The organism is Arthrobacter sp. CAN_A212, from assembly GCF_015752345.1.
In the GTDB taxonomy this organism is placed as follows: Bacteria; Actinomycetota; Actinomycetes; order Actinomycetales; family Micrococcaceae; genus Arthrobacter_D.
The window spans coordinates 59,589-84,747 of the sequence record NZ_JADOUT010000015.1 but is presented as its reverse complement, the minus strand read 5'-3'; the positions used below and the strand labels follow the sequence as shown (position 1 = coordinate 84,747).

Here is a 25,159-nt window from a genome sequence, read left to right as displayed (position 1 = left end):
CCCCGTCACGCAATTCCAAAGCCCTCGCCAGATAAACCATGGATCAAGTCTGACAAAGATCAGACACAAAGGAACCAACGACACGCTACACTAGGCGGGGAGACTGAAGAACAGTTCGGTTGCGGTGGCCAGACGGTGGGGGTCCAGCGGTGAGCACAGTTCCCGGGCCGAATGCATTGAGAGCAGGGGCGTGCCGACGTCGATGGTCCGGATCCCCAACCGGGTGGCGGTCAGTGGGCCAATGGTCGACCCGCACGGCATCACGTTGTTCGAAACGAACTCCTGGTAGGGCACCTCCGCGTCCCGGCACAGTCGCGCCCAGTAGGCGGCACCGGGGGCGTCGGTGGTGTAGCGCTGATTGGCGTTGATCTTCAGCAACGGCCCGCCGCCGAGGATAGGACGGTTGGCTGGATCATGGCGTTCGGCGTAGTTGGGGTGCACCGCGTGACCGGCGTCGGCCGAGACGCAGAACGATGTGGCCAGCGCCCTCCGTCGCTCCTCGGCGTCTGCCCCGAGCCCGCCGGAAATCCGGTGCAGCACGTCCTCGAGGAACGGGCCGCTCGCGCCGGACCGGGAGGCGCTGCCCACTTCCTCGTGATCGAAGGCGGCCAGCACAGCGATCGGCCCGCCGGCAGACGCCGTCGCGCCGGCGGCAATCAGCGCCATCAGGCCAGCGTGTACCGAGGAAAGGTTGTCCAACCGGCCAGCGGCGAAGAACGCGTCGTCCGCACCGAAGATACTGCCGGGCTGGGTATCGGCGACGACGACGTCGTACCCGCCAACGTCGTCGGCAGCAATGCCCGCGGTGTCGGCCAGGAGTTCCAGAAGGTCAGCGTCACGCGGGTCGCCCACCCCCCAGACGGGGTTCATGTGCTGCTGCTTGTCCAGGGTGAGCCCGTCATTGACCGCGCGGTCCAAGTGGATTGCCAGCTGGGGGAAGCGCAGCAGGGGTGGGGTAGAGACGAGGTGCTCGGCCCCGTCGTGGGTGACCAGTCGGCCGGCGAGTGCCAACTCCCGGTCGAGCCAGGAGTTGAGTAGGGGGCCACCGTAAACTTCGACGCCGGCCTGCAGCCAGCCGTGCCGCCCCGTGGTGGGCTTGGGTTTGAGCTTGAACCCCGGTGAGTCGGTGTGGGCGCCAAGGATGTGGAACCCGGTCACAGCGGTCGCGTCCGCCGGGGTGACCCAGGCGATCAGTGCACCGTCGCGCACCACCAGATATTTACCGGCCTGCGCGGTCCAGGCCTCGGCTTCCTCCAAGCGCACGAACCCCGCGGCCTCCAGCCGGGCGGCGCCCTCGGCCGCGGCATGAAAACTCGACGGAGAGGCACCGATGTAGGCACCGAGATCAGTAATGTGCTGAAGGGCAGTCATGGACCCGAGCCTACCAAGGCTCAGTAATCCAACCCCTGGCTCGGAACCACCAGGCCCGACTCATAGGCGTACACGACGGCCTGTACCCGGTCCCGGAGGTGCAGCTTGGTGAAGATCCGCCGGACGTGAGTCTTCACGGTGGCCTCGGAGAGGAAGAACTTCTGGGCGAGCTCCGCGTTGGAGAGCCCCTCGGCGATCGCCCCGAGCACTTCACGTTCCCGCGGGGTCAGGTCGTCCAACAGCGGGTCGGGTGCCGGACGTGCCGCGTGCGGAGGCAGGGACCGGACATAGGTTTCCAGCAGGCGGCGCGTCACCCGCGGGGCCACCACGGCGTCCCCACTGGCAACCACCCGCACGGCGTGCACCAGTTCATCGGGGCCAACATCCTTGAGCAGGAACGCCGAGGCGCCGGCCTGGAGGCCGGCAAACGCGTACTCGTCGAGGTCGAAGGTGGTGAGGATGATGATGCGGGAACAAGAGCCCGATCCGGTGATCAGGCGGGTCGCTTCGATCCCATCCATGATCGGCATCCTGACATCCATCAGGACGACGTCGGGTTTCAGCGCGGCGGCCATCCGCACCCCCTCCGCCCCGTTGGAGGCTTCCCCGACAATGACGAGGCCGTCCTCTCCTTCCAGGATGAGACGGAATCCCATCCGCAGCAGCGGCTGATCATCCACCAGCAGCACCCGAAGGGTGCCGCTGGTGTCCCGGTGACCGTCTGTGATGATGTGTTCAGGTGCTTCTGACACTGTCTGCTTCCCTGCTCGTGGGTTCCCGGTCCTCCGGGATGATCAGTCGCGCATCAACGATCCAGCCGCCGTCGGCGCCGGGTCCGCAGTCAACGGTGCCCGAGTAGATCGACGCGCGCTCCTGCATCCCGGTGATCCCCTGGCCGGTGCCCACCGACATCACGGCCCCCATGCCACCCCAGCCGTCGTCAGTGATCCTTACCCTCACCAGCGTGCCGGTCCGGGAAATGGCAACGTTGACGATGGTGACGCCTTTCCCGTAGCGCAGCACATTGGTCAGGGACTCCTGAATGATCCGGTAGACGGTCAACTGGAAGGTCGGATTTTCGGGCAGCCCGGGCCCTGATAGCCCCAACCGGATGGGCAGCCCCGCCGCCCGGAACCCGTCGAGCAGGGTGGCGAGGGAACCTGCGGCTGGCAAGGGTTCCCGGGGTGCCGAATCGGGGCCGGCCCGCAGGACACCCAGCACCCTGCGCATATCGGCGAGGGCGGTCCGGCCGCTGGCCGACAGTTCGTCAAGAACCTCGCGGGCGCGGTCCTGGTCGCGCTTCATCACGACGGCGGCCCCGTCGGAGAGGGCGATCATCACTGACAGGGAGTGCGCCACGACGTCGTGCATCTCCCGGGCAATGCGGTTGCGCTCGGTGGCGGATGCCAGTTCGGCGTTGCGGATAGCCCAGTCTCGGAGCGCTATTTCATGTTCCCGATCCTTGCGGGTGGTAACCCCAAATCCGATTGCAAGGAAATACCACATGAGGACAAAGCCGGTCACGATCCAGATGAGGTATGGCGCCTCGTCGACAAACAGGGCGTCGACAAACCAGAGGGGAGTGATCGTCAGCAGTGCTGCTCCGGCCAGCGCCCAGAGGGCGCTGCGGAATGGATGCCTGACGGCCACAGCGTACAGGGCAAACCAGACACCGAACCCAACACTTGCCTCACCGTCGGAGGCCATGAGGCTCATCCATTCGAGCCCCATCAAAATGCCCAGGACAATCAGCGGGCGGTCCCTGCGCCACAAGAGGACGACCCCTGCTGCAACGACGGGGATCAAGGCCAGCCATCGATCGGCCACCACTGTTCCGACGATCGCCTGTGGCAGGCTGGCGGCGAGGTAAAGGACCACCACCAGCGCGTCGGTGACCCGCGGGTGGCTCCGGAAATAGCGTCTGAATGGACCTAGCCGTCGTGCATTGAGCTCAGTGAAGGAGGCGGCGGCCGTTCGCTCCGTCGCCCCCTCCACCAAGACTTTTTCACTCATTGAGTGAGCTTATCGGTCGGTCGTGGGCCCGCTGGTTACACGTCCCGCCGCTTGGTGACCACCAGGGAAACCACCAGGAGCACCAGGGCCCAGCCGCCGAGAACGAGGGCACCCTGCCACTGGTTCAGGGCTCCGTCGGCAATGGTGATCGCTATCATCTGCTCGCCGGCGCTGCTGGGAAGGAAGCGGGCGGCGTCGGGAATCCAGTCGGCGATCCCGGCCAGCAATGTGGCAACCAGGATTGGCAGGATCAGCAGTAGGCCGATCGCGGTGACCACGCCTCCAGCAGTGTTGCGGAGCAGGGTGCCGATCGACATCGCGATGATGGCCATCAGGGCGAGCACCGAACCGGTGTTGATGATGTGCATCAACACACCCTCGTCACCGAGTCCGAACTCGAGTTCTGACGGGGACAGGATCGGCTGGGCGATGAGATAGCTGACCAGGGCTGAACCGGCACCAACAACGAAGGCGACCACCGCAAACACGGCCTGCTTGGCCAGAAGGGCTGGGATACGTTTTGGCACCGCCACCATGGTGGACCGGATCATCCCGGTGCCCCATTCTGACGCGATCAGGACAACTCCGAGCGACGCAATCAGCAATTGGCCAAAGATCAGACCGGAGCCGGGGATGGTGTTGGTGATTGACGTCGCGTCCGGGGCGCCCTGCATCTGGGCTGCCATCTCCGGGTCTCCCTGCAGATCAAGCAAAACTGTCGTCTGCCAGGCAAAGAGGGCTGCCAGGCCAATCATCACGATCACCGTGATGGACAGCATGATGACGGTGGATGGGACCGTGACCAGTTTGATCCATTCCGACTTCAGGATCCGCGTGAAATTCACGCCCGTCCCACTGGTGGTACTGCGGGTGGGGGTTGCGACTGCTGTATGAGACATGGCTATTTTCCTTCCCCGACCCTGGCGGCCTGGGTTGCCTGCGGGAGGTCAGCCGAGTGGTACTCAACTGAATCGTTGGTGAGCTGCATGTAGGCCTCTTCGAGGGATGCCTGCAACGGTGTGAGCTCGTAGACCAGCACCCGGTTATCCAGGGCGGTCCGAGCGATGCGGTGGGAGTCCGCGCCGGTGATTTCGAGCATTTCAGGTTCCAGTTGCTTCGAAGTGACGCCGTCGCCGGCCAGCGCACGGATCAGATCGCCCGGGTTGTCGGTGCGGACCCGGGTACGGGACTGTCCCTGGCCCGAGAGGATCTGTTCAATGGGGGCGTCGGCGATGATTCGGCCGCGCCCGATCACGATCAGATGGTCGGCGGTCAATGCCATTTCCGACATCAGGTGTGAGGACAGGAATACCGTCCTTCCTTCGGAGGCGAGACCCTTCGCGAGGTGGCGAACCCACTGCACACCCTCGGGGTCCAGCCCGTTGACCGGCTCATCGAGGATCACGGTGTGAGGGTCGCCCAGGAGGGCGCAGGCGATGCCGAGGCGCTGCCCCATGCCGAGGGAGAAACCGCCGACCCGCTTCTTCGCGACCGGACCGAGTCCGGTCATTTCGATGACCTCTTTGACCCTGGAGTTGGGGATGCCGTGCGTCGCGGCCATGGCCCGGAGGTGGTTGTAGGCGCTGCGTTTGGTGTGGACGGCTTTCGCGTCGAGGAGGGCTCCCACTTCACGCAACGGCGCGCGGTGTTCGGCGTAGCGCCTGCCGTTGACGGTGACGTTGCCGGCCGTGGGGTTGTCCAGCCCGACGATCATGCGCATGGTGGTGGACTTCCCGGCACCGTTGGGGCCGAGGAACCCGGTCACCTTGCCGGGGTGGACAGTGAACGAAACGTTGTCCACTGCTGTCTTGGAGCCATAGCGCTTTGCCAGGCCGTGTGCCTCAATCATGGCTGCGTCCTTAATATTGCTTCGGTTGCCCGGTCAATACTGGGCCTGCCTCAAGCCTACGGAGGTTGGCGTCCGGGCTCGCCGCCCCTTGGGATGATGTTTGATTCCGCCGGGTACACCTTTTGGATGAGTCCCGCGCCTGGTCCCCGACGCAGAAACGGCCCTCAGGGCCAGGCTCGCCGGTTGCAACCGGCCACCCTGACCCTTTGGGCCGCTTCTGTGTGCTCGCGGGGCTAGCGCGAGCTGATGGACTCGAACTTCCTGATGCACAGTGGAACGAAGATCAGCAGCATCAGGACAATACCGATGAAGATCGTGATGAACGGATTCTGCAGGGTCCACGCGGTGGGCTCCGGGAAGTCCGGGTTGGTGTTCCCGAACAGCTGCCGGGCCGACTCGACCAGGGCGGAGACCGGGTTCCATTCCGCGATGTTCTTCAGCACCTCGGGCATGGTGTGGATGGGGACGAAGGCGTTCGAGATGAAGGTGAGGGGGAACAAGATCATGAAGGACGCGTTGTTGATGACCTCGGGGCTCCTGACGCTCATTCCCAGCAGGGCCATCACCCAGCTGAACGAGTAGCTGAACAGCAGCAGGATGGCGACACCTCCCAGGAAACCCCACACCGACGTGGTGACCCGCCAGCCCACAATCCAGCCGGTGCCCATCATGATCAGCATCGAAATGCTGTTGATGACGAGGTCGCCGTTGGTGCGGCCGATCAGCACCGCCGCCGGGCTCATCGGCAAGGTACGGAACCGGTCAATGATGCCGTCCTTGAGGTCCTGTGCCATCGCGGCGCCGGAAAAGGTGGATCCGAAAATGACCGTCTGCGCGAAAATGCCAGCCATCAGGAAGTTGGTGTAGTCGGAGACGTTCATCGCTCCGCCGTAGACCTGGCTGAACAGCAACACGAACATGATCGGCTGCAGGATGGTGAAGACCAGGATCTCCGGTACCCGCTTGATCTTGATCAGGTTGCGGCGGGTAGCGATCCACCCGTCCGAGAGCAGCTGTCCCGCCGGCGTACCGACGCTCTCATAGGTGGTCTGCTTGGTGAGGACACTCATTTGGCTTTCTCCATCTCGGAATTCTCGGCGTCCTGCTCGTTCTCGGCGGTGTGACCGGTCAGTTTGAGGAACACGTCGTCAAGGGTGGGCCGGCGCATGCCGGCGTCGTGCAACCCCACTCCCGCCTGTCCAAGATCCGCCAGGATGTATTGCAGGGCACGCGGCCCCTCGGTGACGGCCACCTCAACACTGCGCCGATCAGCCGAAACCCTGGCTTCGCCTTCACCGTGGCGGGCGAGGATCTCGCGGGCAGAGCCGGCGTCGGCCTCGTCAACCAGCGCCACCACCACGCGGTGCCCACCAATCCGGGCCTTCAGCTGGTCGGACGTGCCCTCGGCGATCACCTTTCCGCCGTCGATCACGGCGATGTCGTCGGCCAGATGGTCGGCCTCCTCCAGGTACTGGGTGGTGAGCAAAAGGGTGGTGCCGTCGCTGACCAGGTTCTTGATGATCTCCCAGAGGGCCAACCGGCTCCGTGGGTCGAGTCCGGTGGTGGGCTCATCCAGGAAGAGAATCTTCGGGTTGATCACCAGTGCCCCCGCAAGGTCGATCCGCCGGCGCATACCGCCGGAGAAACCCTTCACCGGACGGTTCCCGGCCTCGGTGAGCTCAAACTGGTCGATCAGTTCCTGGGCGCGACGCCTCGCGGTTTTGGCGCCCAGGTGGTACAGCCGTCCCACCATTTCCAGATTCTCAAACCCGGTCAGGTTTTCGTCAACCGCGGCGTACTGTCCGGATGCCCCGATAATCCGTCGGGCCGCCCGGGGGTTGGCGAGCACGTCGATGCCATCGACAAATGCGGTGCCCTCGGTGGGCTGGATCAGCGTAGTCAAGACCTTCACAACGGTGGTCTTGCCTGCACCGTTGGGACCGAGCAGCGCCTTGACGGTGCCCTGGGGCACCAGCAGGTCCAACCCGTCCAGCGCGTGGACGGGGCCGCTCTTCGATTTGTAGGTCTTCTTCAGACCCCTGGCCTCAATGATTGTCATCGTCCAAGCTTAGGGTTTAAGCGTCCGGACAAGTACTCATTCAGGACAGCTTTTGACCTCGTGCAAATCGGAGGAGGACATTCTTAACATAACGACTGTCAGGGAACGGGTGTGGCCGGCCGGTCGGCGTTATTCTGGCGTTCGGCGGCGGCCGGTGCCACCAGGAAGGAGGCGAGCACCGCAACACCCACCACCAGCAGGGCATTGCGGATTCCGACCTGGTCCCCCAGAAACCCGAGCAGGGGTGGGCCGGCCAGGAACGCCGTGTACCCGATGGTCGAAACCACCGACACCCGGGCCGCGGCGTGGCGGGGTTCGTCAGCCGCGGCGGACATTCCCATGGGGAAGCCAAGGGCCGCGCCGGCACCCCAGAGCACCGCACCGACGCCGGCGAGCGGCACAGTGGGAGCGAACACGAAGATCAGCAGGCCCACCAGGGAAGACCCGAGGCTGACCTGCAGCACCCGCACCCGGCCGTACCGGTCGATCAGCCCGCCGCCGACAAACCGGAACAGGGTCATCGCCGCGACGAAGACCCCGAACATGACCGCGCCCGTGGCCTCGCTGGACTCCAGCCCGTCCACGGTGGCCTTGGCCACCCAGTCGTTCGCGGCGCCCTCGGTCAATCCGGCGCCAAGAACCACCAGCCCGATCAGCAGTGTCCGCGGCTCCAGCCAGGCGGCGAAGCGGCCAGGCTGAGGAGCGTCAGGGTGGGAATCGGCGTGGGAAATCTCCGGCAGGAAGTAGCGGGGCACCCACAGGGACACCAGGATCACGACGGAGGCGACGCCCAGCAGGTGGTAGGACAGGTCGACGCCGAGCGCTGACAGCCCAGCACCCACCATTGCACCCGCGAAAGCTCCACCGCTGAACGCTGCATGGAACTTGGGCATGATGGTACGGCGGAGGCGGTGCTCGACGTCGGCTCCCTCGATGTTCTGGGCGACATCCCACAGGGCCACGCCGACGCCGAACAGGAACAGTCCGAGCGCGGTAAGCGGGACCGACGCCGTCGCCAATCCGCCGGCGATGGTCACGGCGGCGATTGCTGACGCCACCCCGCCGATCCGGACCGTGTTCGCAACCCCTACGCGACCGGCGATACTTCCTGCCAGCGGCAGCGCGAGCACCGAACCGGCGGCCGCCGCCAACAGGAGGGAACCGGTTTGGCCGTCGCTGAGACCGAGCGTTGAGGACGCGGCAGGGATGCGGGCGGCCCAGCTGGCAAAGACCAGACCGTTCAGGCCGAAAACGGCGAAGGTAGCCCACATTGCTGGTGTCACATTGGTTTGCACCTGTAAACCGTATGCGCAATTGTTCGGGACGGTCTACACGCACCGACGTAGGCTGGGACACATGTCGACCGACCCCAGCACCCACACACCGCCGGACGGCCCCGGGACCGAACTCTTCAAGGATGGAACCCTTTCCGGCGAGGGCTCCTATGGCAACGGAATGCGGCAGGGTCCGTGGCGGTTTTACTTCAGGACAGGCCAGCTGAAAGCGGAGGGCTTATACCGGGACGGCGAACCGGACGGGTACTGGGAATGGCAGCGCGACGGCGGCGGGTTCCTGCAGCACGGCGCGTTCGTCGACGGGGTTCAGGACGGCGAGTGGCAGCGCTATCACAGCACCGGCGCCATACTCGATCACGGGTGGTACAGCAAAGGCAAGAAGACCGGCGAATGGGTAACCTACGGCCCTGATGGGGTCGAGACCAGGAGGAAGATGTACCGCTAGGTCTGCGGGCCGCCGTCAGCGGCTCCGCTGCACCCGCCCCTCATCCCAGACCGGTTCCTCCGACTCGTACACCTTGCCGTCCGAGCCGAAAACCATGAACCGGTCAAAGCTGCGGGCAAACCACCGGTCGTGGGTGACCGCGAGGACAGTGCCCTCGAAAGCATCGATTGCCTTCTCCAGCGCCTCTGCTGAATGCAGGTCGAGGTTGTCGGTGGGCTCGTCAAGCAGCAACAGCGTGGCGCCGGATAGTTCCAGCAGCAGGATCTGCAGCCGAGCCTGCTGACCGCCCGACAGGGAGTCATACAATTGCTCCGCCTGACCGGCCAGGCCGTACCTGTCCAGGACGCCGGAGGCCGCTTCCCGCGGCAGGCCCGAACGATGATCGTCGCCGCGGTGCAGGATATCCAGGAGGGTCCGGCCCAGAAGGTCGGGGCGGACATGGGTCTGGGCGAAGAAGCCGGGCCTGATCCTGGCACCGAGCTTCACGGTTCCCTCGTGCGGCACCGGTGCAATGCTGACCTCGGACACCGGCTCGTGTTCCTTCTCCGGATCGGTGCCACCGCTGGCCAGGAGTCGCAGGAAATGGGACTTGCCCGAGCCATTGGCGCCGAGCACCCCCACCCGGTCACCGAACCAGATTTCGGTGCTGAACGGCTTCATCAGCCCGGTCAGTTCCAGCTTCTGGGCGACCACCGCCCGTTTCGCGGTCCGGCCGCCCTTGAGCCGCATGGAGACGTTCTGCTCAAGGGGGATCGCTTCCGGCGGGCCGGCCTCAAGGAACTTCGCCAACCGGGTCTGGGCTGCGTGGTAGCGGTTGGCCATGTCGGACCGGAACGCCGCCTTGTTCTTGTACATGTTGACGAGTTCCTTGAGCTTGAGATGCTCCTCGTCCCACCGGCGGCGGAGTTCCTCGAACCTGAGGTTCCGGTCGGTGCGGGCCTGCAGGTAGGTTTCGAAGCCACCGCCGTGGATCCAGCTGGACGCCCCGAGTGCTCCCGGTTCAAGGGTGATGATGCGGGTGGCGGCGTTGGCCAGCAGTTCCCGGTCGTGGCTGACGAACAGCACTGACTTCTTCGACTCGTTCAGCTTCGCCTCAAGCCAGCGTTTGCCGGGCACGTCGAGGTAGTTGTCGGGTTCGTCGAGGAGCAGCAGTTCATCCGGCCCGGAGAAGAGGGCCTCCAGCACCAACCGTTTCTGCTCACCACCCGACAACGACGACGACGCACGGTACTGCGCCCGCGCGTAGGGCACCCCGAGCGCGGCCATCGTCACTTCGTCCCACGTGGTTTCCAGCTCATAACCGCCGGCATCGCCCCACTCAGTGATGGCGTGCGCGTACCGCATCTGGGTGGGTTCGTCGTCGTTCTCCATCATGGCCAGCTCGGCGTCGTCGACGGCCTGGGCCGCTTTGGCGAGCGCGGGCGGCGCAGCGGAGACCAGGAGGTCCCGGACCGTCGTCTCGTCCCTCACCTGGCCAACGAACTGGCGCATGATGCCCATGTTGCCTGAACGGGTGACGGCGCCCTCGTCGGCGGTGACATCCCCGGCGATGATGCGCAGCAGGGTGGTCTTGCCGGTGCCGTTCGGGCCGATCAGCGCTGTCTTGTGCCCGTCACCGACCTTGAAACTGACGGCGTTCAGCAGCTGCCGGCCGTCGGACAGGAAGTAGTCAATGTTGGAAACGTCTAGATGAGCCACGGCTCAAGTCTGTCATCAGGGGGCAAACCCGGCCTCCAACACCCCTATGGCAAGATGAACCGGTGACCACAGCAGCTTCGCCGGGTACCCCGCAGCGGGTGCTCTTCTACGGCGTCACCGGATCGGGGAAGTCCACCGCCGCACACCGCTACGCGGGCGCAACGGGAACCGCGAATCCGTGCGCAGGGCGATCGCCCGGGATTCCATCCTCGTCTGGCACTTCAAGAGCTTCCCTCGAAAACGGGCGCGCATCCAGCGTCTGATTGACGACGGCGTTCCGGTGCTCCGGTTCACCCGGCCACGGGATCTGGATCGCTGGCTCCGAAGCGTTGAGGCCGCCTGAGCTGCTTTCTCGCCCCGTTGTAACACTAGTGATTGGGAGTTGCCAATCACTAGTGTTACTCTCCAGTAATGGAAATGGTGAGCAAGACCTACATCAACTTTGCGAGCGTCCTCGATTCGAAGACCCGCGCCCAGAACCTCATGACTTCCGGCATGCCCTTCATCTACCCACACCTGGCCAGCATGCCCGATGCACACCTTGGCCTCGGCGCGGCGGTCGGTTCGGTGATCCCAACCATCGGAGCCATTATCCCGGCCGCCGTCGGCGTGGACATCGGCTGCGGCATGATCGCCGTCCGGACCCAGTTCAGCCACGGTGACCTTGGGGAGCTGGACCGCAAGACGCTGCGCAGGGCCATCGAGCGCAGCATCCCCCTCTCCGCTGGCAATAACAACACCTCAATCGTGGCGACCGCCGCACCGCGGATCGAGCAGCTCAGCGCCGAGGCAGACAGCGCGGGATTCGACCCGGCCACCTACGTGACAAAGTGGGCCCTGCAGCTGGGTACCCTCGGGTCGGGCAACCATTTCATCGAGGTGAGCGTCGACGAGAACGACGACGTCTGGCTGTTCCTGCACAGCGGCTCGCGCGGCGTGGGGAACAAGATCGCCCAGCACCACATCCGGGTTGCCCTTGAGCAGTGCCGGAAAAGGTTCATCAAGCTCCCCCACGATGACCTCGCCTACCTGGTGGAGGGCGATCCGGAGTTCCAGGAGTACATTGACCAGCTGCGGTGGGCCCAGAACTTCGCCCTCCTCAACCGCGAGGAAATGATGGACCGCGTGGTGGCCTGCTTTGCCGCCTGGACGGGCGACGTGGTGCGGGAGCAAGAGCGGATCAACTGCCATCACAACTACACCGCACGGGAGCGCCACTACGGCAAAGACGTATGGCTGAGCCGGAAGGGTGCCATCGAGGCGTCCACCGGGAAGGCTGGCCTGATTCCGGGGTCGATGGGGACCGCCTCCTACGTCGTGGAGGGCCTGGGCTTTGCGCCGTCGTTAAACTCGGCGCCGCACGGCGCGGGCCGGGAATACAGTCGGTCCGCGGCGCGCAGGACGTTCACGCACGAGCAGCTCCGGACCGCCATGTCGGGGATTGAGTACCGCGACACCGCTGCGTTCATCGACGAAATCCCCGCCGCGTACAAGGACATCGATGTGGTGATGGCGGACGCCGCCAACATGGTCAGTATCCGCCATACGCTTCGCCAGATCGTCAATGTGAAGGGCGACTAGGACATTACCGGCCCCGGGGGTCAGGATTGCCGCTAGCAACCGGCAATCCTGATCCTTGGGGCAGTTTTTACGCTGAGCCAGTGCCGAAGGTGCGGGCGACCGACTGAACATCGTTGAAGCTGTACACGTGGAGGCCAGCGAACCCGCCCGAGTCCCCGACGGAGCGCATCAGGGGTGCCGGGTCGTACGACGACGGCGTCAGGACGCTGCGGACCAACGATCCGCCCTGCTCCCCCGACAGGGACCGCTGGGCGAACCGGAGCGACGGGCCCACCCCGATCCGGGCTGCGAGGGAGATCAGACGGGCGCGTCGGACGGCGCCGGGCACTCCGGCCCAGACGGGTAGCGAGACGCCCGCGGCGCGTAACTCCGTCAGGTAAGTGGAAAGCAGGGGTCCGGAGAAGCAGAGTTGGGTGACCGCCCAGGAGCACAGGTCCTGTTTCGCCAGGAGCAGGTCTGTGAGCTCCGGCGGTGACGCGCCGGGCCGACCCTCTGGATAGGCGGCCGCCCCCAGGGCAAACCATCCCCCGCCCAGTGATGCAATGTCGGCCATCAGTGCGCCACTGAAGGCGTAGGGTCCGGCCGCCTCATCGCCGTCACCGGCAATGACGAAGATGTCGCTGACACCCGCCGCCCGCAGCCTGGTGAGGAAGCCGGTGAGCTGCCCGCGCGAGCTGAGGGACCGTGCCGGGAGATGCGGGACCGCCCGATAGCCGAGGTCTGCAAGCCGCACCGCCAGATCGATCGTCTCTTCCGCCCCGTGGTGCGGGAGGCAGGTGATTGTCACGACCGCCGGGGCCGGCAGGTGCTCCCGGAGCGCTTCGACGATCCCGGGAGCCGGAATGATCTCGACCCGAAGTGGCAGGGACCCCGGATGGTCAGCCATGGTTCAGCACTCCACCACGTTCAGGGCAAGCCCGCCCCGGGCGGTTTCCTTGTACTTGTCCATCATGTCCGCCCCGGTGTCCCGCATCGTCTTGATGGCGACGTCGAGGGAGACGTGGTGCTTGCCGTCGCCGCGGACCGCCATCCGGGCGGCGGTGATCGCCTTCATGGCGCCGACGGCGTTCCGCTCGATGCACGGTATCTGCACCAGACCACCAACGGGGTCGCAGGTGAGGCCCAGGTTGTGTTCGATGCCGATCTCGGCGGCGTTCTCCACCTGTTCGGGCGTCCCACCAAGGACCTCGGCGAGCGCACCGGCCGCCATTGCGCACGCGGATCCCACCTCGCCCTGGCAGCCCACCTCCGCTCCCGAGATGGAAGCGTTCTGTTTGAACAACCCGCCCACAGCGGTCGCCGCGAGGAGGAACCGGACGACGCCGTCGTCGTCGGCTCCTGGAACGAAGTCGACGTAATACTTCAGTACCGCGGGAATGATGCCTGCGGCACCGTTGGTCGGCGCCGTCACGACCCGGCCACCGGCTGCGTTCTCCTCGTTCACGGCGAGCGCAAACAGGGTCACCCATTCCATGGTGCTCAGCTTGTCGTTGGGGTCCTCGGCCTTCTGCTGCAGCCGCAGCTGGGTGGCGGCACGGCGCCGCACTTCCAGGCCGCCCGGCAGGATCCCGTCGGTGGTGGACCCGCGGCGGATGGTGTCTTGCATGACATCCCAGATTTCCAGCAATCCGGCGCGCACGTCGGCGTCAGAGCGCCACGACAGTTCGTTAGCCATCACAATTTCGGAAAAGGACTTCCCGGTGGCAGCGCAAATTTCGAGCAGCTGCGCCCCCGTGTTGAAGGGATGCTGCACCGGTACTGTCGCTTCGGCTGCTGGGTCGGCCCCGATCTGATCCTCGTCGAGGATGAAGCCGCCCCCCACTGAGAAGTAATCCCTCGCCAGGAGTTCGGCGCCATCGGCGTCGTAGGCGTGAAACCGCATGCCGTTGGTATGGAAGTCGAGCCGCTTCCGCCGGTGCATGATCAGGTCGACGTCCGGATCGAAATCGATCTCGCGGTGGCCGGCGAACCGCAGGCGGCGGGTCTGAGCCACCTCATCGACGCGGGGCCCGGCCGCTACGGGGTCTACCAGGTGCGGTTGCTCGCCCTCCAGCCCCAGGATGACCGCCTTGATAGTGCCGTGGCCGTGGCCGGTCACCCCGAGTGAGCCGAACAGTTCCACCTCCACCCGGTGCACTGAGTCGACCAGTCCCCGGTGCGCCACCAGTTCGGTATACAGGAATGCCGCCTTCATCGGCCCCCCGGTGTGGGAGCTGGAAGGGCCGATCCCTATTTTGAACAGGTCAAACGCACTGATGGGCATGGGGTTCCTTAACTGTGGTTCTGGGTGCCCGCACCGAGTGGCACGACATCGGCGTACAGCGGGTGCTCTGCGGCGAGTGCTTCCACCCGCTGGGCCAGCGGGGTGAGGTCGGCGTCGGCCGGTGCGATCAGTGCTTCGGCGATGATGTCCGCCACCCGGGTGAACGCCGCTGCTTCGAACCCCCGGCTGGCGAGCGCTGGCGTGCCGATGCGCAGTCCCGAGGTGACCATCGGGGGACGAGGATCGAACGGCACGGCGTTGCGGTTGACGGTGATGTCGATCTGCGCCAGCCGATCCTCCGCCTGCTGTCCATCCAGGTCGCAGTCCCGCAGGTCGACCAGCACCAGGTGCACATCGGTGCCTCCGCTGACTACCGAGATCCCGCGCTGGGCGACGTCCGGCTGGGCGAGCCGATCGGCGAGGATCCGTGCGCCCTCAAGCACACGTTCCTGGCGTTCCCGGAATTCAGCCGAGGCCGCGATCCTGAAGGCCACTGCCTTGCCTGCGATCACGTGCTCCAGCGGTCCACCCTGCTGGCCCGGGAATACCGCCGAGTTAATCTTCTTAGCGATGTCGGCGTCGTTGCTGAGAATGATGCCACCCCGGGGACCGGCGAGGGTCTTGTGCGTGGTGGAGGTGGTGACGTGGGCATGCTGCACGGGGCTGGGATGCAGCCCGGCGGCTACCAGACCGGCGAAATGGGCCATGTCGACCATCAGATAGGCGCCCACCTCGTCGGCGATACTGCGGAACCGGGCAAAGTCGAGCTGCCGTGCGTAGGCGGACCATCCAGCCACGATCAGCTGTGGCTTGTGCTCGCGCGCCAGCCGTTCGACGTCGTCCATGTCCACCCGGTGGTCATCGGGACGCACCTGGTAGGGCACCACGTTGTACAGACGGCCGGAGAAATTGATCCGCATACCGTGGGTCAGGTGGCCACCGTGGGCGAGGTTCAGGCCCATGATGGTGTCGCCCGGTTTGATCAACGCGTGCATGACGGCGGCATTGGCCTGCGCGCCGGAGTGTGGCTGAACGTTCGCGTACCCGGCTCCGAAAAGGTCCTTGACGCGGTCGATTGCCAGCTGTTCCAGCACATCGACGTGCTCGCACCCACCGTAGTAGCGGCGTCCGGGATAGCCTTCGGCGTATTTGTTGGTCAGCACCGAACCCTGCGCCTGCATGACTGCCACCGGAGTGTGGTTCTCCGAGGCGATCATTTCCAGGCCGTTGCGCTGCCGGTTCAGTTCGGCGTCGATTCCGCGCGCAACCTCGGGGTCAAGGTCGGCCAGTGCCGCGTTCAGGTGTCCCACGGTGGTCAGCCCGGTGTCGGCGCTCATGCGTCGATGCCGTTCTTCTGGGCATATTCCTCGGCCGTGAGGAGCGGGCCCTCGCTGGCGACATCCACCTTGAACAGCCAACCGGCACCGTAGGGATCCTCGTTCAGGATCCCGGGGTTGTCGATGGCTTCCTGGTTGATCTCGGTCACCACCCCTGTCACCGGGGCGTAGAGATCGGACACCGATTTGGTCGACTCGACCTCACCGCAACTCTCGCCGGCGGTGACGGCGTCGCCCACGTCCGGAAGGCTGACATAGACGACGTCGCCCAGCGCGTCGGTGGCGATGGCGGAGACGCCGATGGTGGCTGGACCGGTCTCTGCGGTGTCGATCCATTCATGCTCGGCTGAGTAGCGGAGAGCTGACTTAATGATGCTCACGTGGGTATATGCCTTTCGGGTTATGTAGGATCGGCTACTTTTGACGGCGGTAGAAGGGCGTCGCAACCACGGTGAATGGCTCGGGCTTCCCCCGGAGGTCCACCTGGACCTCGGTGCCCGGCTCAGCCAGCGCGGCGTTCACATAGGCCATCGCCACGGGGTAGCCGAGGGTGGGGCTGGGAAGCCCGGACGTGACCGTTCCGACGACTGCTCCGTCGACAACGACGTTGTATCCGGCGCGAGCCGACCGTCGACCACCGCCCTGCAGACCGACCAGCTTCCGCTCCAGCGTGGCCTCCTTGAGGGGCTCCAGCACCGACCGGCCAACGAAATTGTCGGCCTTCTTGAGACTGACTACCCCACCGAGGCCCGCCTCGAAGGGGTTGGTATCCAACCCCAGCTCGTTCCCGTAGAGGGGCATTCCGGCCTCGAGGCGCAGCGAGTCGCGTGACGCGAGTCCGCAGGGGGCGAGCTGGTGCTGCGCGCCTGCCGCGGCGACGGCTTTCCAGAGCTGGACCGCCTCGGCGTTGCCGATGAACAGCTCAAAGCCGTCCTCGCCCGTGTAACCGGTGCGGGCCAGGAGAACCTGCAGCCCCGCCAGTTCCACCTCGACGGCTGCGTAGTACTTCAGCTCGGTAATGAGCTGGCGTGAGGAGTCCGCGGCGATGTCGAGCAGGATCGCCTCGGCTGCGGGGCCCTGGACGGCGATCAGGGCCGTGTTCTCCGACTCGTCGTCCACCGCTACGTCAAAGTTGACCGCCCGCTCCTGCAGGGCTGCGGCAACGGTGTCGGCGTTGCTGGCGTTGGGGACCACGAGGTACCGGTCATCGGCGCGGCGGTAAACGATCAGATCATCAATCACACCGCCGTCCTCGGTGCAGATCAGCGAGTACTTGGCCTTCCCGACGGCGATGGCGGCGAGGTTGCCCACCAGGGCATAGTTCAGAAACTCAGCAGCCTGCGGTCCGGCAACCCAGACCTCACCCATGTGGGAAAGGTCAAAGAGTCCTGCGGCGCGGCGGACGGTGTGGTGTTCTTCGAGCTCGCTGCGGTACTTCAGGGGCATCTGCCACCCGCCGAAGTCGGTGAAACTGGCGCCGAGCACCTCGTGTTCGGCGTACAGGGCTGTCTGCTTGGTCATGGGGGATCCTTCCGGTGGTGCGCTTCCGGTAGTGCGCTGGACTCAACCCGTCCGGCCGGCGGCCGGACGGGGACGGACCTTAGTCTTCGAAGGCCTCGATGGGCGGGCAGGAGCACACCAGGTTACGGTCGCCGTGCGCGCCATCGATCCGTCGGACCGGGGGGAAATACTTGTTGTGCTTAAGCGTGCGCACCGGGTAGGCGGCCAGCTCGCGGGGGTACGCCTGCTCCCAGCTGTCACTGATCAGTGCGAAGGCGGTGTGCGGCGCCTGGCGCAGGGGGCTCTGCTCCAGCGTGTACTTTCCGGCCTGCACCTCGTCGATTTCACCCTTGATGGCGATCATCGCCTCAATGAAACGATCCAGCTCGCCGATATCCTCGGACTCGGTAGGCTCCACCATCAAAGTGCCCGCGACCGGGAAGCTGAGCGTCGGTGCGTGGAATCCGTAGTCGATGAGCCGCTTCGCGACGTCTTCGGCGGTAACCCCGGTGGCAGCGGTCAGGTGCCGCAGGTCGAGGATGCACTCGTGCGCTACCAGGCCCTTCTCCCCCGAGTAGAGCAGGGGGAAGTGCTCGGTGAGGCGGGCCGCGACATAGTTGGCTGCCAGGAGGGCGTGGCCGGTGGCCGAGGTGAGCCCTTCGGCTCCCATCAGCGCGACGTACGCCCAGGAGATGGGCAGTACGCCGGCGGATCCGTACCGCGAAGCAGAGATCGGGACGCCCTCGGCTCCCGCACCCTGTTCCGCTGCGTCTCCGGGCAGGAACGGTGCCAGGTGGGCAGCGACAGCGACCGGGCCGACGCCGGGTCCACCGCCGCCGTGGGGGATGCAGAAGGTCTTGTGAAGATTCAGGTGCGACACGTCGCCACCGAACTCACCTGGCTTCGCGAGGCCCACCAGTGCGTTGAGGTTGGCCCCGTCGATGTAGACCTGGCCGCCGGCGTCGTGCACCTGGCCGCACACCCAGCGGACATCTTCCTCGAACACACCGTGGGTGGATGGGTAGGTGATCATGATCGCCGAGAGCTGCTCGCCGTGCTGCGCGATTTTCGCTGTGAGGTCGTCGTGGTCGATGTTGCCGTTGTCTGCGGTCTTGACCACCACCACCTTCATTCCGGCCAGCACCGCCGATGCGGCGTTGGTGCCGTGGGCCGAGGAGGGGATCAGGCAGATGTTGCGGTCCTGGTCACCACGGGACCGGTGGTAGCCACGGATGGCGAGCAGGCCAGCCAGTTCACCCTGCGACCCTGCGTTGGGCTGAATGGAGACCTTGGCGTACCCGGTGATCTCCGCTAGCTTGTCCTCAAGATCCTCAATCAGCCAGCGCCATCCCTCGGTCTGGTGCTCGGGGGCGAAGGGGTGGATAGTCGCGAACTCCGGCCAGGAGATCGGCTCCATTTCCACTGTTGCGTTCAGCTTCATGGTGCACGATCCCAGCGGGATCATGGTGCGGTCCAGCGCCAGGTCCTTGTCGGAGAGCCGCCGAAGGTAACGCAGGAGCTGCGTTTCGGAGCGGTGGCTGGAGAAGACCGGGTGGGTCAGGTAGGACGAGGTCCGGACCAGATCGGAGGGAAGCTCGGCAGAGCCGGATTCCGGATCCAGGACCTGGCCGACGCCGAAGACACTGGCCAGCGTCGCCAGGTGCTCCTCGGTGGTGGTCTCGTCGCACGAGACGCCCAGGTGGTCCTCGTCGACGAACCGCAGGTTGATGCCCGCCGACTCCGCCTTGGACTGGAAGTCCCGCGCCTTGCCGGGCACGTTCAGCAGCAGCGTGTCGAAGAAGTCGGAGTGGACCACAGTCACGGCACCCGTAAGGGTTGCTGCCAGCGTCGCGGCGTGTCCATGGACCCGCTGGGCGATTGCCCTCAACCCGTCGGGGCCGTGATAGACCGCGTACATGCTGGCGACGATGGCCAGCAGTGCCTGGGCGGTGCAGATGTTGGAGGTGGCCTTCTCGCGCCGGATGTGCTGCTCACGGGTCTGGAGTGCGAGGCGGTAGGCGGGGGCGCCGTCGGCATCCTTGGACACTCCCACCAACCGCCCGGGAAGCATCCGTTCGAGGCCCTTGCGCACCGCCATGTAGGCCGCGTGTGGGCCGCCGAAGAAGAGTGGGACACCGAACCGCTGGGCGGATCCAACGGCAATGTCGGCGTCCTGCTCCCCCGGGGGCGTGATGAGGGTGAGCGCGAGCAGGTCGGCTGCCACCGTGACCAGCGCACCCTTGTCGTGAGCTGCGGTGATGAGCGAGCGGTGGTCGCGGAGGGCGCCTGACGCACCGGGCTGCTGGAGGACGACGCCGTTGATGTCCCCGTCGGGGAGCCCCTGTGCGAGGTCGGCGATCTCCACCTCGAATCCGAGGGCTTCGGCGCGGCCGCGGACGACGGCGATTGTCTGCGGGAGGCAGTCGGCGTCGAGCACGGTCTTGCCCTTGTTCTTTCCGGACCGGCGCATCAACAGGACGGCTTCGGCGACGGCTGAGGCTTCGTCAAGGAGGGAGGCGTTCGCGATGGGCAGGGCGGTGAGCTCCTGGACCATGGTCTGGAAGTTCAGGAGTGCCTCCAGCCGGCCCTGGGAGATTTCCGGCTGGTAAGGGGTGTAGGCGGTGTACCAGGCGGGGGCCTCAAGGACGTTCCGGCGGATCACCGGTGGCGTCACGGTGTCGAAGTAGCCCTGCCCGATCATCTGGACGGCAGTGGTGTTTCTGCCAGCGATTTCGCGCAGCTGGGCCAGAACCTGGGTTTCGCTGAGGGCGGCTGGCAGGTTCAGGGCCTCGGCGGAGCGGATGTTGGCTGGTACCGCAACCTCCACCAGCTTGTCGAGGCTAGGGTAGCCGAGCATGGTGAGCATCTGCGCTGCGTCGGTTGAGCGCGGGCCGATATGGCGGTCGGCGAAGGTCGATTCGGTGAGGGGCTGAGCGGTCATGGGAACTCCCTTGATGGGGTCCGGGCGTAGGCGACTGTCCGGACGATGGTGAGTTCCTCCCCGCTCTGTATGGGACCTGAGAGATTCCGCAGGACTCCATGCCTGCTTGCACCGTCGGTGAGGTGGACCCGAGGGCCCGCCTGCTTTCCAGAGTTGCCTAGCCGCAGCGGTACTGGGCCTGAGAGATTCCTGGGGAGGATTTGCTCCTACGGCGCCTGCCGGAGTGTGGTCTACGGAAGTACTCTCCCGCTGCAGATCGAAGGCTATGAAATTATCGAGAATCGTGACCCAGCTTACTAGGCGGTATGCGTCAGTGCCAAAAGCCGCCGCACGTGTGATTCGGTGAGCAACCCGGACATCCGGGGTGAACATCTCTCTCACCGATGTCCAGGTTGCTCACTAAAGTGCGAAGAAAATAGAAGCAGAGCCTACTTGTCGCCTTTGAAGACGTCCTTGATGTTTTCGCCGGCCTGCTTGGTGTGGGCTGACGCCTGGTCGGCCTGGCCCTCGAGCTTGAGGTCCTGGTTGTCGGTGGCGTCGCCGACGGCTTCCTTGGCCTTGCCGGTCAGCTCTTCGGCCTTGTTCTTTGCCTTGTCAATGAAACTCATGGACATCCTTCTCTCTGGGATAGCTGGTGATAGGCCCGCTCCTGAGAGGTGCCTACAGTTCTAAGACGTTCCAGACCCGAAAACCTCACGGTGATAGTTGGGCTATTTCTTAGCGGCTTCGCCGGAGGGGTCATCCGGTGGGGAAACTGGTGGTCGTTCCGGTGTCCACACCCAGTGCCGGGGCTGCTAGCCCAAATACCTCACGGAGGGCCAGGCGGGCCGCGTGGTATCCCGCCATGCCGTGCACTCCCGGTCCTGGCGGCGTCGATGCGGAACAAAGGTAGACCCCGTCCATCGGTGTCCGCCACGGTGCGGGCGAAAGCACCGGGCGGGCAAGCATCTGGCCCAGGGTCACCGCCCCACCGCCAAAGTCGCCCCCGACATAGTTCGCGTTTGAGGCGGCGAGGTCTGCCGCCGTCGTCGTGAAGGTGCTGATGACGACGTCCCTGAAGCCTGGGGCGAAGCGCTCGATCTGCGCCGTGACGGCCTCGGCCATGTCCCGGGTCGACCCGCTGGGTACGTGGCAGTAGGTCCAGAGAATATGACGTCCGGCCGGGGCCCTCGACGGATCGAACAGGGACGGCTGGGACAGCAGAACGTAGGGGTTCTCCGGGTGGAATCCGGCGGCGACATTGGCCTCGGACGCGGCGATCTCGGCTCGGGTGCCCCCCAGGTGCACCGTTCCGGCGCGGGCCACTTCAGGGTTACTCCAGGGCACCGGAGCGGAAAGGATGAACGACACCTTGCACGCGCCGTCGCCGAACCGGAACCGCTCGAGTGCGCGTTCATACGTCCTCGGCAGCCGGCCGGCAGCGAGCCGGATCAGTGACGGCGGGGCGACATCCAGGAGCACCGTCGGCACGCCGCTGAGCTCGGAGAGCGAATCAATCGTGTGATCGGTGACAATTTTCCCGCCGTGGGCAAGAAGGTCCTGGGCCATCGAATCGGCGATCGACTGCGACCCGCCGAGCGGGATGGGCCAGCCCCCCGCGTGCGCCAGCGCGCCCAGAGCCAGGCCGGCACCGGCCGAGGGCAGGGAGGGCAGGGTGCCCACCGGGTGGGCTGCCACTCCGGTGAAGAGTGCGGCAGCCACATCGGTGCTGAACCGCCGGTTCCACAGGTGGGTGCCCTGATCAAGGGCCGCCAGGCCGAACCGGGCTGTTGCGGCCGGGTGCCGTGGGATCCGGAGCAGGTGGTTGAGGGCGACGTCGAGGGTCCCCTCGATGTTGCGTACGAGCGGCTCCATCAGCCGGCGGTAGGCGGGACCGTCCTGGCCCAGTCCCTCGACGGTCCGGGTCAGGCCACGGAACGCCACCCCCGCCCTGCCGCCGTCGAGCGGGTGGGCGTAGGAGATTTCCGGGACAGCGAACTCGATGCGGCGCTGTAGCTGGAACTCCCTGAAGAACGGGGAGGCGACCGCCATGGGGTGAACGGCGGAACACAGGTCATGCAGATGGTCAGGGGCGAGCTCCTCCGTGCGGGCTCCGCCTCCGATGGTGGGCGCGGCTTCATACAGCGTGACGCTTAGTCCCGCCCGAGCCAGGACCACGGCTGCCGCCAGCCCGTTGGGTCCTGAGCCAACGACCGCGGCGTCAGTCACTGCCGGTCCGGCGGTGCAGCAGTGAGCCGGCCCGGGTCTTCACCGCAGCGAGGACGGAGCGCCCCTTGGCCGGGAGGGTGCGCCGCGCTTTGAAGGCGGTGGCGATGGCCCGGTATCGGACCGGGTTCAGCGGCACGTCGTAGGTGGTGGGAACCTCGACCACGTTCCGGGAGAAGTTCCGCTTGAAGGTGGTGACGTTGATGAGCTGCGGGTAGTTCTCGCTCACGATCCCGGTCAGGCCACAACTGTGGTTTCCGGCCGCCTTCAGTTCCTTGAAAGCGTGCCAGAGCAGCAGATAGGGAGCGAAGATCTTCCGCGCCGCCTGCGTGCTTGCGGCGAAGTAGTAGACCGAGTACCCCCGGTACTCGGTGGTGATGAGCCAGCTGATGGCCTCGCCGTCGAGATAGGCCACCATCAGGCGAAGGTGGTCACCGAGCTGATCGAGAAGTTCCTCGTAGTAGGCCGATTCGAAACTGGCAAAGCCGTCCCGCGCCGCCGTCTCCTCCAGGATGGGGAACAAGTCGTTCCGGAAGACGGTGGACCAGTCGGCACGGTCAATGCTGCGCACATCCACGCCGGACCGTTCTGCACGGCGGATGCTGTTACGGGCATTGGGCCGGAACGCCTTGTAGATATCCGCTTCGCTGGGTGTCAGGTCGACGACGATCTCCCGCTCGTACCAGCCGTGTTCCAGGGGACCGGTCGCTGGATCCTGCAGGTGTTGCACCTGCAGACGGACGTAGAGCGGAGCCACTTCAGGGTCGGCGCGGAACTGCTCCTGGACCGTTCGCAAGAGTCGTGCCTCAGCCTGCGGGGTGCGTTCGGTGAACCAGACGGGACCATTGACAGCCACCAGAGAGTCCCTGAGCCGTCTGGTGCTCTTCAGGAAACTGGCGACAGCCACCAGGGCAACGTCGTCGTAATAGGCCCAGAGGCCGTGCGGCGCGCGCCCACGGCTGGCTTCGAAGGCTGCCCACTGCGGAGTCTGCTCAAGGGGGATCACCACCGTGGGGTGCGCTGCCACCAGGGCCCCGAATCCTTCCGTGGAGAGTTTCTCAAAGCGTAGGGCAGCTGCTGTCACGGGTGATCTTTCGGTTCTGGGGAGGGACGGGTCAAGCGTACCTGAGTGCCGTTGGGCGCAGCGTGGCTGCGGGCAGGCTTTCGATAGTCGGCGGCGTGGTCGAATAGCCCACCCTGGGGGTCGTCGATGTCGAGCCGGCGCACCGGGTCCCGTGCGGGATCGATCATGCCTTCCATCACGCGGTACATAATATATGCCGTAGCAAGCATATGAGCGAAGGTGAAGAGCAAATAGTAGGGCAGGTCGATGTTGTTTTGGGCGTCACCTCCGCTGCTCTCTTTACCGAGGTACATCATGAGGGTCCACCAGTGCGCTACTTCGAGGAACTGCCACAGCAGGAAGGTGCGCCATTTGGGGTAGGCAAGTGCGACCAGAGGCACCAGCCAGATTGCATGCTGTGGGGAGTATCCTTTCCCCGCCAGGATGAGAACACCCACCAACAGGAACGCCACCTGCGCCAGCCGTGGACGGCGCTGCACCCGAAGGGTGAGGGCAGCGACTCCTGCACACAAAAGCACAGTCAGCAGCCCGGACGCCACCGTCGTGAAACTGGCCTCCAGTTCCCTCCCATCGGCACGGGCGGCCAGCGAGGTATAGGCAAACCAGATGGAGGAATAGTCAGCGTCGCGCGATAACAGGCTGGTGAAGTGAGCCGACCAGGCGCGGGAGTCCAGGAGCCCGAAGGGAAGGTTGACTGCCAGCCAGGTCGCGGCCAGAACCACCCCGGTCATGGCGGGCCCCCCGGCCAGGCGGGTGCGACACGCAAGGAGTGCCACGGCACCGAAAATCAGCACCGGGTATCCAGCCACCGCAGTCCCCAGCCCCAGAAAAATTCCAGCCTGAGCGAAACGGCTCCGCGCGAAGGCAAGCATTCCCAGTGCGGCGAACATGGCAGCCCACAGATCCCAGCCCAGGAATCCGGCCACGATGATCACTGGTGCAACTGCCACCATCGCCGCATCCCACGGACGCCGGTTGGTCATGCGCACCGTCGCGTAGACAATCAGCAGCCATGCTGCCACTGCCAGGATTGAGTGAAAGTCGTAATAGCAAAGGGTGCTACCCAGCGGCACCAGGTGAGCCGTCACACCAGCGAACGCGCCAGTGAGGGCCGAATGCCCCAATTGCAGGAAGGAAGTCCCGCCTTCCAGACTGTCGAACGCTTCGGGCCATTGCGACTGACACGCCATGTAGTACTGACCTGGGCTGGACCATCCCTCGATCCGGCAGGGGTTCTTCAACAGGACGGCAATGACGGCCGCCCCTGTGGTGAGCAGGACCAGGACCCGCTCCACGCTGAACAGTCCGGGATTAATTACTCCCGGACTGGTTCTCCGGCCAAGGGGTCCGCCGATCAGCGCCGTGAACTTCCGCAGCAGCGAGTCGGCGCGCGACGGCACCGAAATGCGTACCGGCCGACGCCGGGACCGACCGGTTCCCATGCCTGAAGCCTACCCAGCGGCCTGGACTTTTAACACCGAACTGGCGGATATATCAGGATGCTGGAATGCTTCGGGA

General features: G+C 65.4%; 22 protein-coding genes and 1 riboswitch. Of the genes, 3 read left to right on the top strand and 19 right to left on the bottom strand.

Features of this window, described 5'->3' with window-relative positions; genetic code table 11:
- Positions 1-90 precede the first annotated feature (90 nt).
- The 8 genes from IWX64_RS12215 to IWX64_RS12180 form a co-directional block, all read right to left on the bottom strand.
- Entirely contained in the window at positions 91-1,371 is a 1,281-nt protein-coding gene (locus IWX64_RS12215; RefSeq protein WP_196867396.1) for a M18 family aminopeptidase, read from the bottom strand.
- Positions 1,372-1,391: 20 nt separating this feature from the next.
- The gene (locus IWX64_RS12210) at positions 1,392-2,027 is read right to left on the bottom strand and encodes a response regulator (protein WP_442859055.1); all 636 of its coding nucleotides are present in this window, start codon (positions 2,025-2,027) and stop codon (positions 1,392-1,394) included.
- Between the two features lie 79 nt (positions 2,028-2,106).
- On the bottom strand, positions 2,107-3,384 hold the full coding sequence (locus IWX64_RS12205) for a sensor histidine kinase (RefSeq protein ID WP_196867395.1): 1,278 nt from the start codon (positions 3,382-3,384) through the stop codon (positions 2,107-2,109).
- Positions 3,385-3,419: 35 nt separating this feature from the next.
- On the bottom strand, positions 3,420-4,283 hold the full coding sequence (locus IWX64_RS12200; RefSeq protein ID WP_196867394.1) for an ABC transporter permease subunit: 864 nt from the start codon (positions 4,281-4,283) through the stop codon (positions 3,420-3,422).
- A 2-nt stretch (positions 4,284-4,285) separates the two neighbouring features.
- On the bottom strand, positions 4,286-5,233 hold the full coding sequence (locus IWX64_RS12195) for an ABC transporter ATP-binding protein (protein WP_196867393.1): 948 nt from the start codon (positions 5,231-5,233) through the stop codon (positions 4,286-4,288).
- A gap of 233 nt (positions 5,234-5,466) precedes the next feature.
- Positions 5,467-6,303, bottom strand: coding sequence for an ABC transporter permease (locus IWX64_RS12190; RefSeq protein ID WP_196867392.1), 837 nt, complete (start codon positions 6,301-6,303; stop codon positions 5,467-5,469).
- Positions 6,300-7,292: an ATP-binding cassette domain-containing protein gene (locus IWX64_RS12185; protein WP_196867391.1), complete on the bottom strand. Its 993-nt coding sequence runs from the start codon at positions 7,290-7,292 to the stop codon at positions 6,300-6,302. Before IWX64_RS12185 ends, IWX64_RS12190 begins: the two co-directional genes overlap by 4 nt.
- A 98-nt stretch (positions 7,293-7,390) precedes the next feature.
- Positions 7,391-8,563 (bottom strand): MFS transporter, encoded by a 1,173-nt coding sequence (locus IWX64_RS12180; protein ID WP_196867403.1) that lies wholly within the window; start codon positions 8,561-8,563, stop codon positions 7,391-7,393.
- 85 nt (positions 8,564-8,648) lie between these two features.
- On the opposite strand from IWX64_RS12180, the gene IWX64_RS12175 reads away from it, so the two are divergent.
- Entirely contained in the window at positions 8,649-9,032 is a 384-nt protein-coding gene (locus tag IWX64_RS12175; RefSeq protein ID WP_196867390.1) for a toxin-antitoxin system YwqK family antitoxin, read from the top strand.
- Positions 9,033-9,047: 15 nt separating this feature from the next.
- Here IWX64_RS12175 and IWX64_RS12170 read toward each other — a convergent pair whose 3' ends face one another.
- On the bottom strand, positions 9,048-10,730 hold the full coding sequence (locus IWX64_RS12170) for an ABC-F family ATP-binding cassette domain-containing protein (RefSeq protein ID WP_196867389.1): 1,683 nt from the start codon (positions 10,728-10,730) through the stop codon (positions 9,048-9,050).
- 178 nt (positions 10,731-10,908) lie between these two features.
- On the opposite strand from IWX64_RS12170, the gene IWX64_RS12165 reads away from it, so the two are divergent.
- Entirely contained in the window at positions 10,909-11,073 is a 165-nt protein-coding gene (locus IWX64_RS12165) for a hypothetical protein (RefSeq protein WP_196867388.1), read from the top strand.
- 68 nt (positions 11,074-11,141) lie between these two features.
- Positions 11,142-12,311, top strand: coding sequence for an RtcB family protein (locus IWX64_RS12160; RefSeq protein ID WP_196867387.1), 1,170 nt, complete (start codon positions 11,142-11,144; stop codon positions 12,309-12,311).
- 67 nt (positions 12,312-12,378) lie between these two features.
- Here the strand turns inward: IWX64_RS12160 and IWX64_RS12155 are convergent, their stop codons facing one another.
- From IWX64_RS12155 to IWX64_RS12110, 10 genes are all read right to left on the bottom strand, one after another.
- Positions 12,379-13,197 carry a methylenetetrahydrofolate reductase gene (locus tag IWX64_RS12155; protein WP_196867386.1) on the bottom strand — a complete coding sequence of 273 codons (819 nt, stop codon included), beginning with the start codon at positions 13,195-13,197 and terminating at the stop codon, positions 12,379-12,381.
- Positions 13,198-13,200: 3 nt separating this feature from the next.
- Positions 13,201-14,574 carry an L-serine ammonia-lyase gene (locus IWX64_RS12150; RefSeq protein ID WP_196867385.1) on the bottom strand — a complete coding sequence of 458 codons (1,374 nt, stop codon included), beginning with the start codon at positions 14,572-14,574 and terminating at the stop codon, positions 13,201-13,203.
- 8 nt (positions 14,575-14,582) lie between these two features.
- Positions 14,583-15,911, bottom strand: a complete 1,329-nt coding sequence (glyA, locus tag IWX64_RS12145) for a serine hydroxymethyltransferase (RefSeq protein ID WP_334683272.1) — start codon at positions 15,909-15,911, stop codon at positions 14,583-14,585.
- Positions 15,908-16,291, bottom strand: coding sequence for a glycine cleavage system protein GcvH (gene gcvH, locus IWX64_RS12140; protein ID WP_196867384.1), 384 nt, complete (start codon positions 16,289-16,291; stop codon positions 15,908-15,910). Before gcvH ends, glyA begins: the two co-directional genes overlap by 4 nt.
- Before the next feature lie 34 nt (positions 16,292-16,325).
- Positions 16,326-17,432, bottom strand: coding sequence for a glycine cleavage system aminomethyltransferase GcvT (gcvT, locus tag IWX64_RS12135; protein WP_196867383.1), 1,107 nt, complete (start codon positions 17,430-17,432; stop codon positions 16,326-16,328).
- Positions 17,433-17,511: 79 nt separating this feature from the next.
- Positions 17,512-20,352 (bottom strand): aminomethyl-transferring glycine dehydrogenase, encoded by a 2,841-nt coding sequence (gene gcvP / locus IWX64_RS12130; protein ID WP_196867382.1) that lies wholly within the window; start codon positions 20,350-20,352, stop codon positions 17,512-17,514.
- A 157-nt stretch (positions 20,353-20,509) separates the two neighbouring features.
- A riboswitch (glycine riboswitch) is annotated at positions 20,510-20,611 on the bottom strand.
- A gap of 169 nt (positions 20,612-20,780) precedes the next feature.
- The gene (locus IWX64_RS12125) at positions 20,781-20,960 is read right to left on the bottom strand and encodes a CsbD family protein (RefSeq protein ID WP_196867381.1); all 180 of its coding nucleotides are present in this window, start codon (positions 20,958-20,960) and stop codon (positions 20,781-20,783) included.
- Positions 20,961-21,090: 130 nt separating this feature from the next.
- A complete protein-coding gene (locus IWX64_RS12120; protein WP_196867380.1) occupies positions 21,091-22,560 on the bottom strand; it encodes a phytoene desaturase family protein in 1,470 nt (489 codons plus the stop codon).
- Positions 22,553-23,641 (bottom strand): lipid II:glycine glycyltransferase FemX, encoded by a 1,089-nt coding sequence (locus IWX64_RS12115; RefSeq protein ID WP_196867379.1) that lies wholly within the window; start codon positions 23,639-23,641, stop codon positions 22,553-22,555. The genes IWX64_RS12120 and IWX64_RS12115 overlap by 8 nt, the downstream gene beginning before the upstream one ends.
- Complete coding sequence (locus IWX64_RS12110) at positions 23,638-25,083, bottom strand: glycosyltransferase family 87 protein (RefSeq protein WP_196867378.1); 1,446 nt, start codon at positions 25,081-25,083, stop codon at positions 23,638-23,640. The genes IWX64_RS12115 and IWX64_RS12110 overlap by 4 nt, the downstream gene beginning before the upstream one ends.
- Between the last annotated feature and the right edge of the window lie 76 nt (positions 25,084-25,159).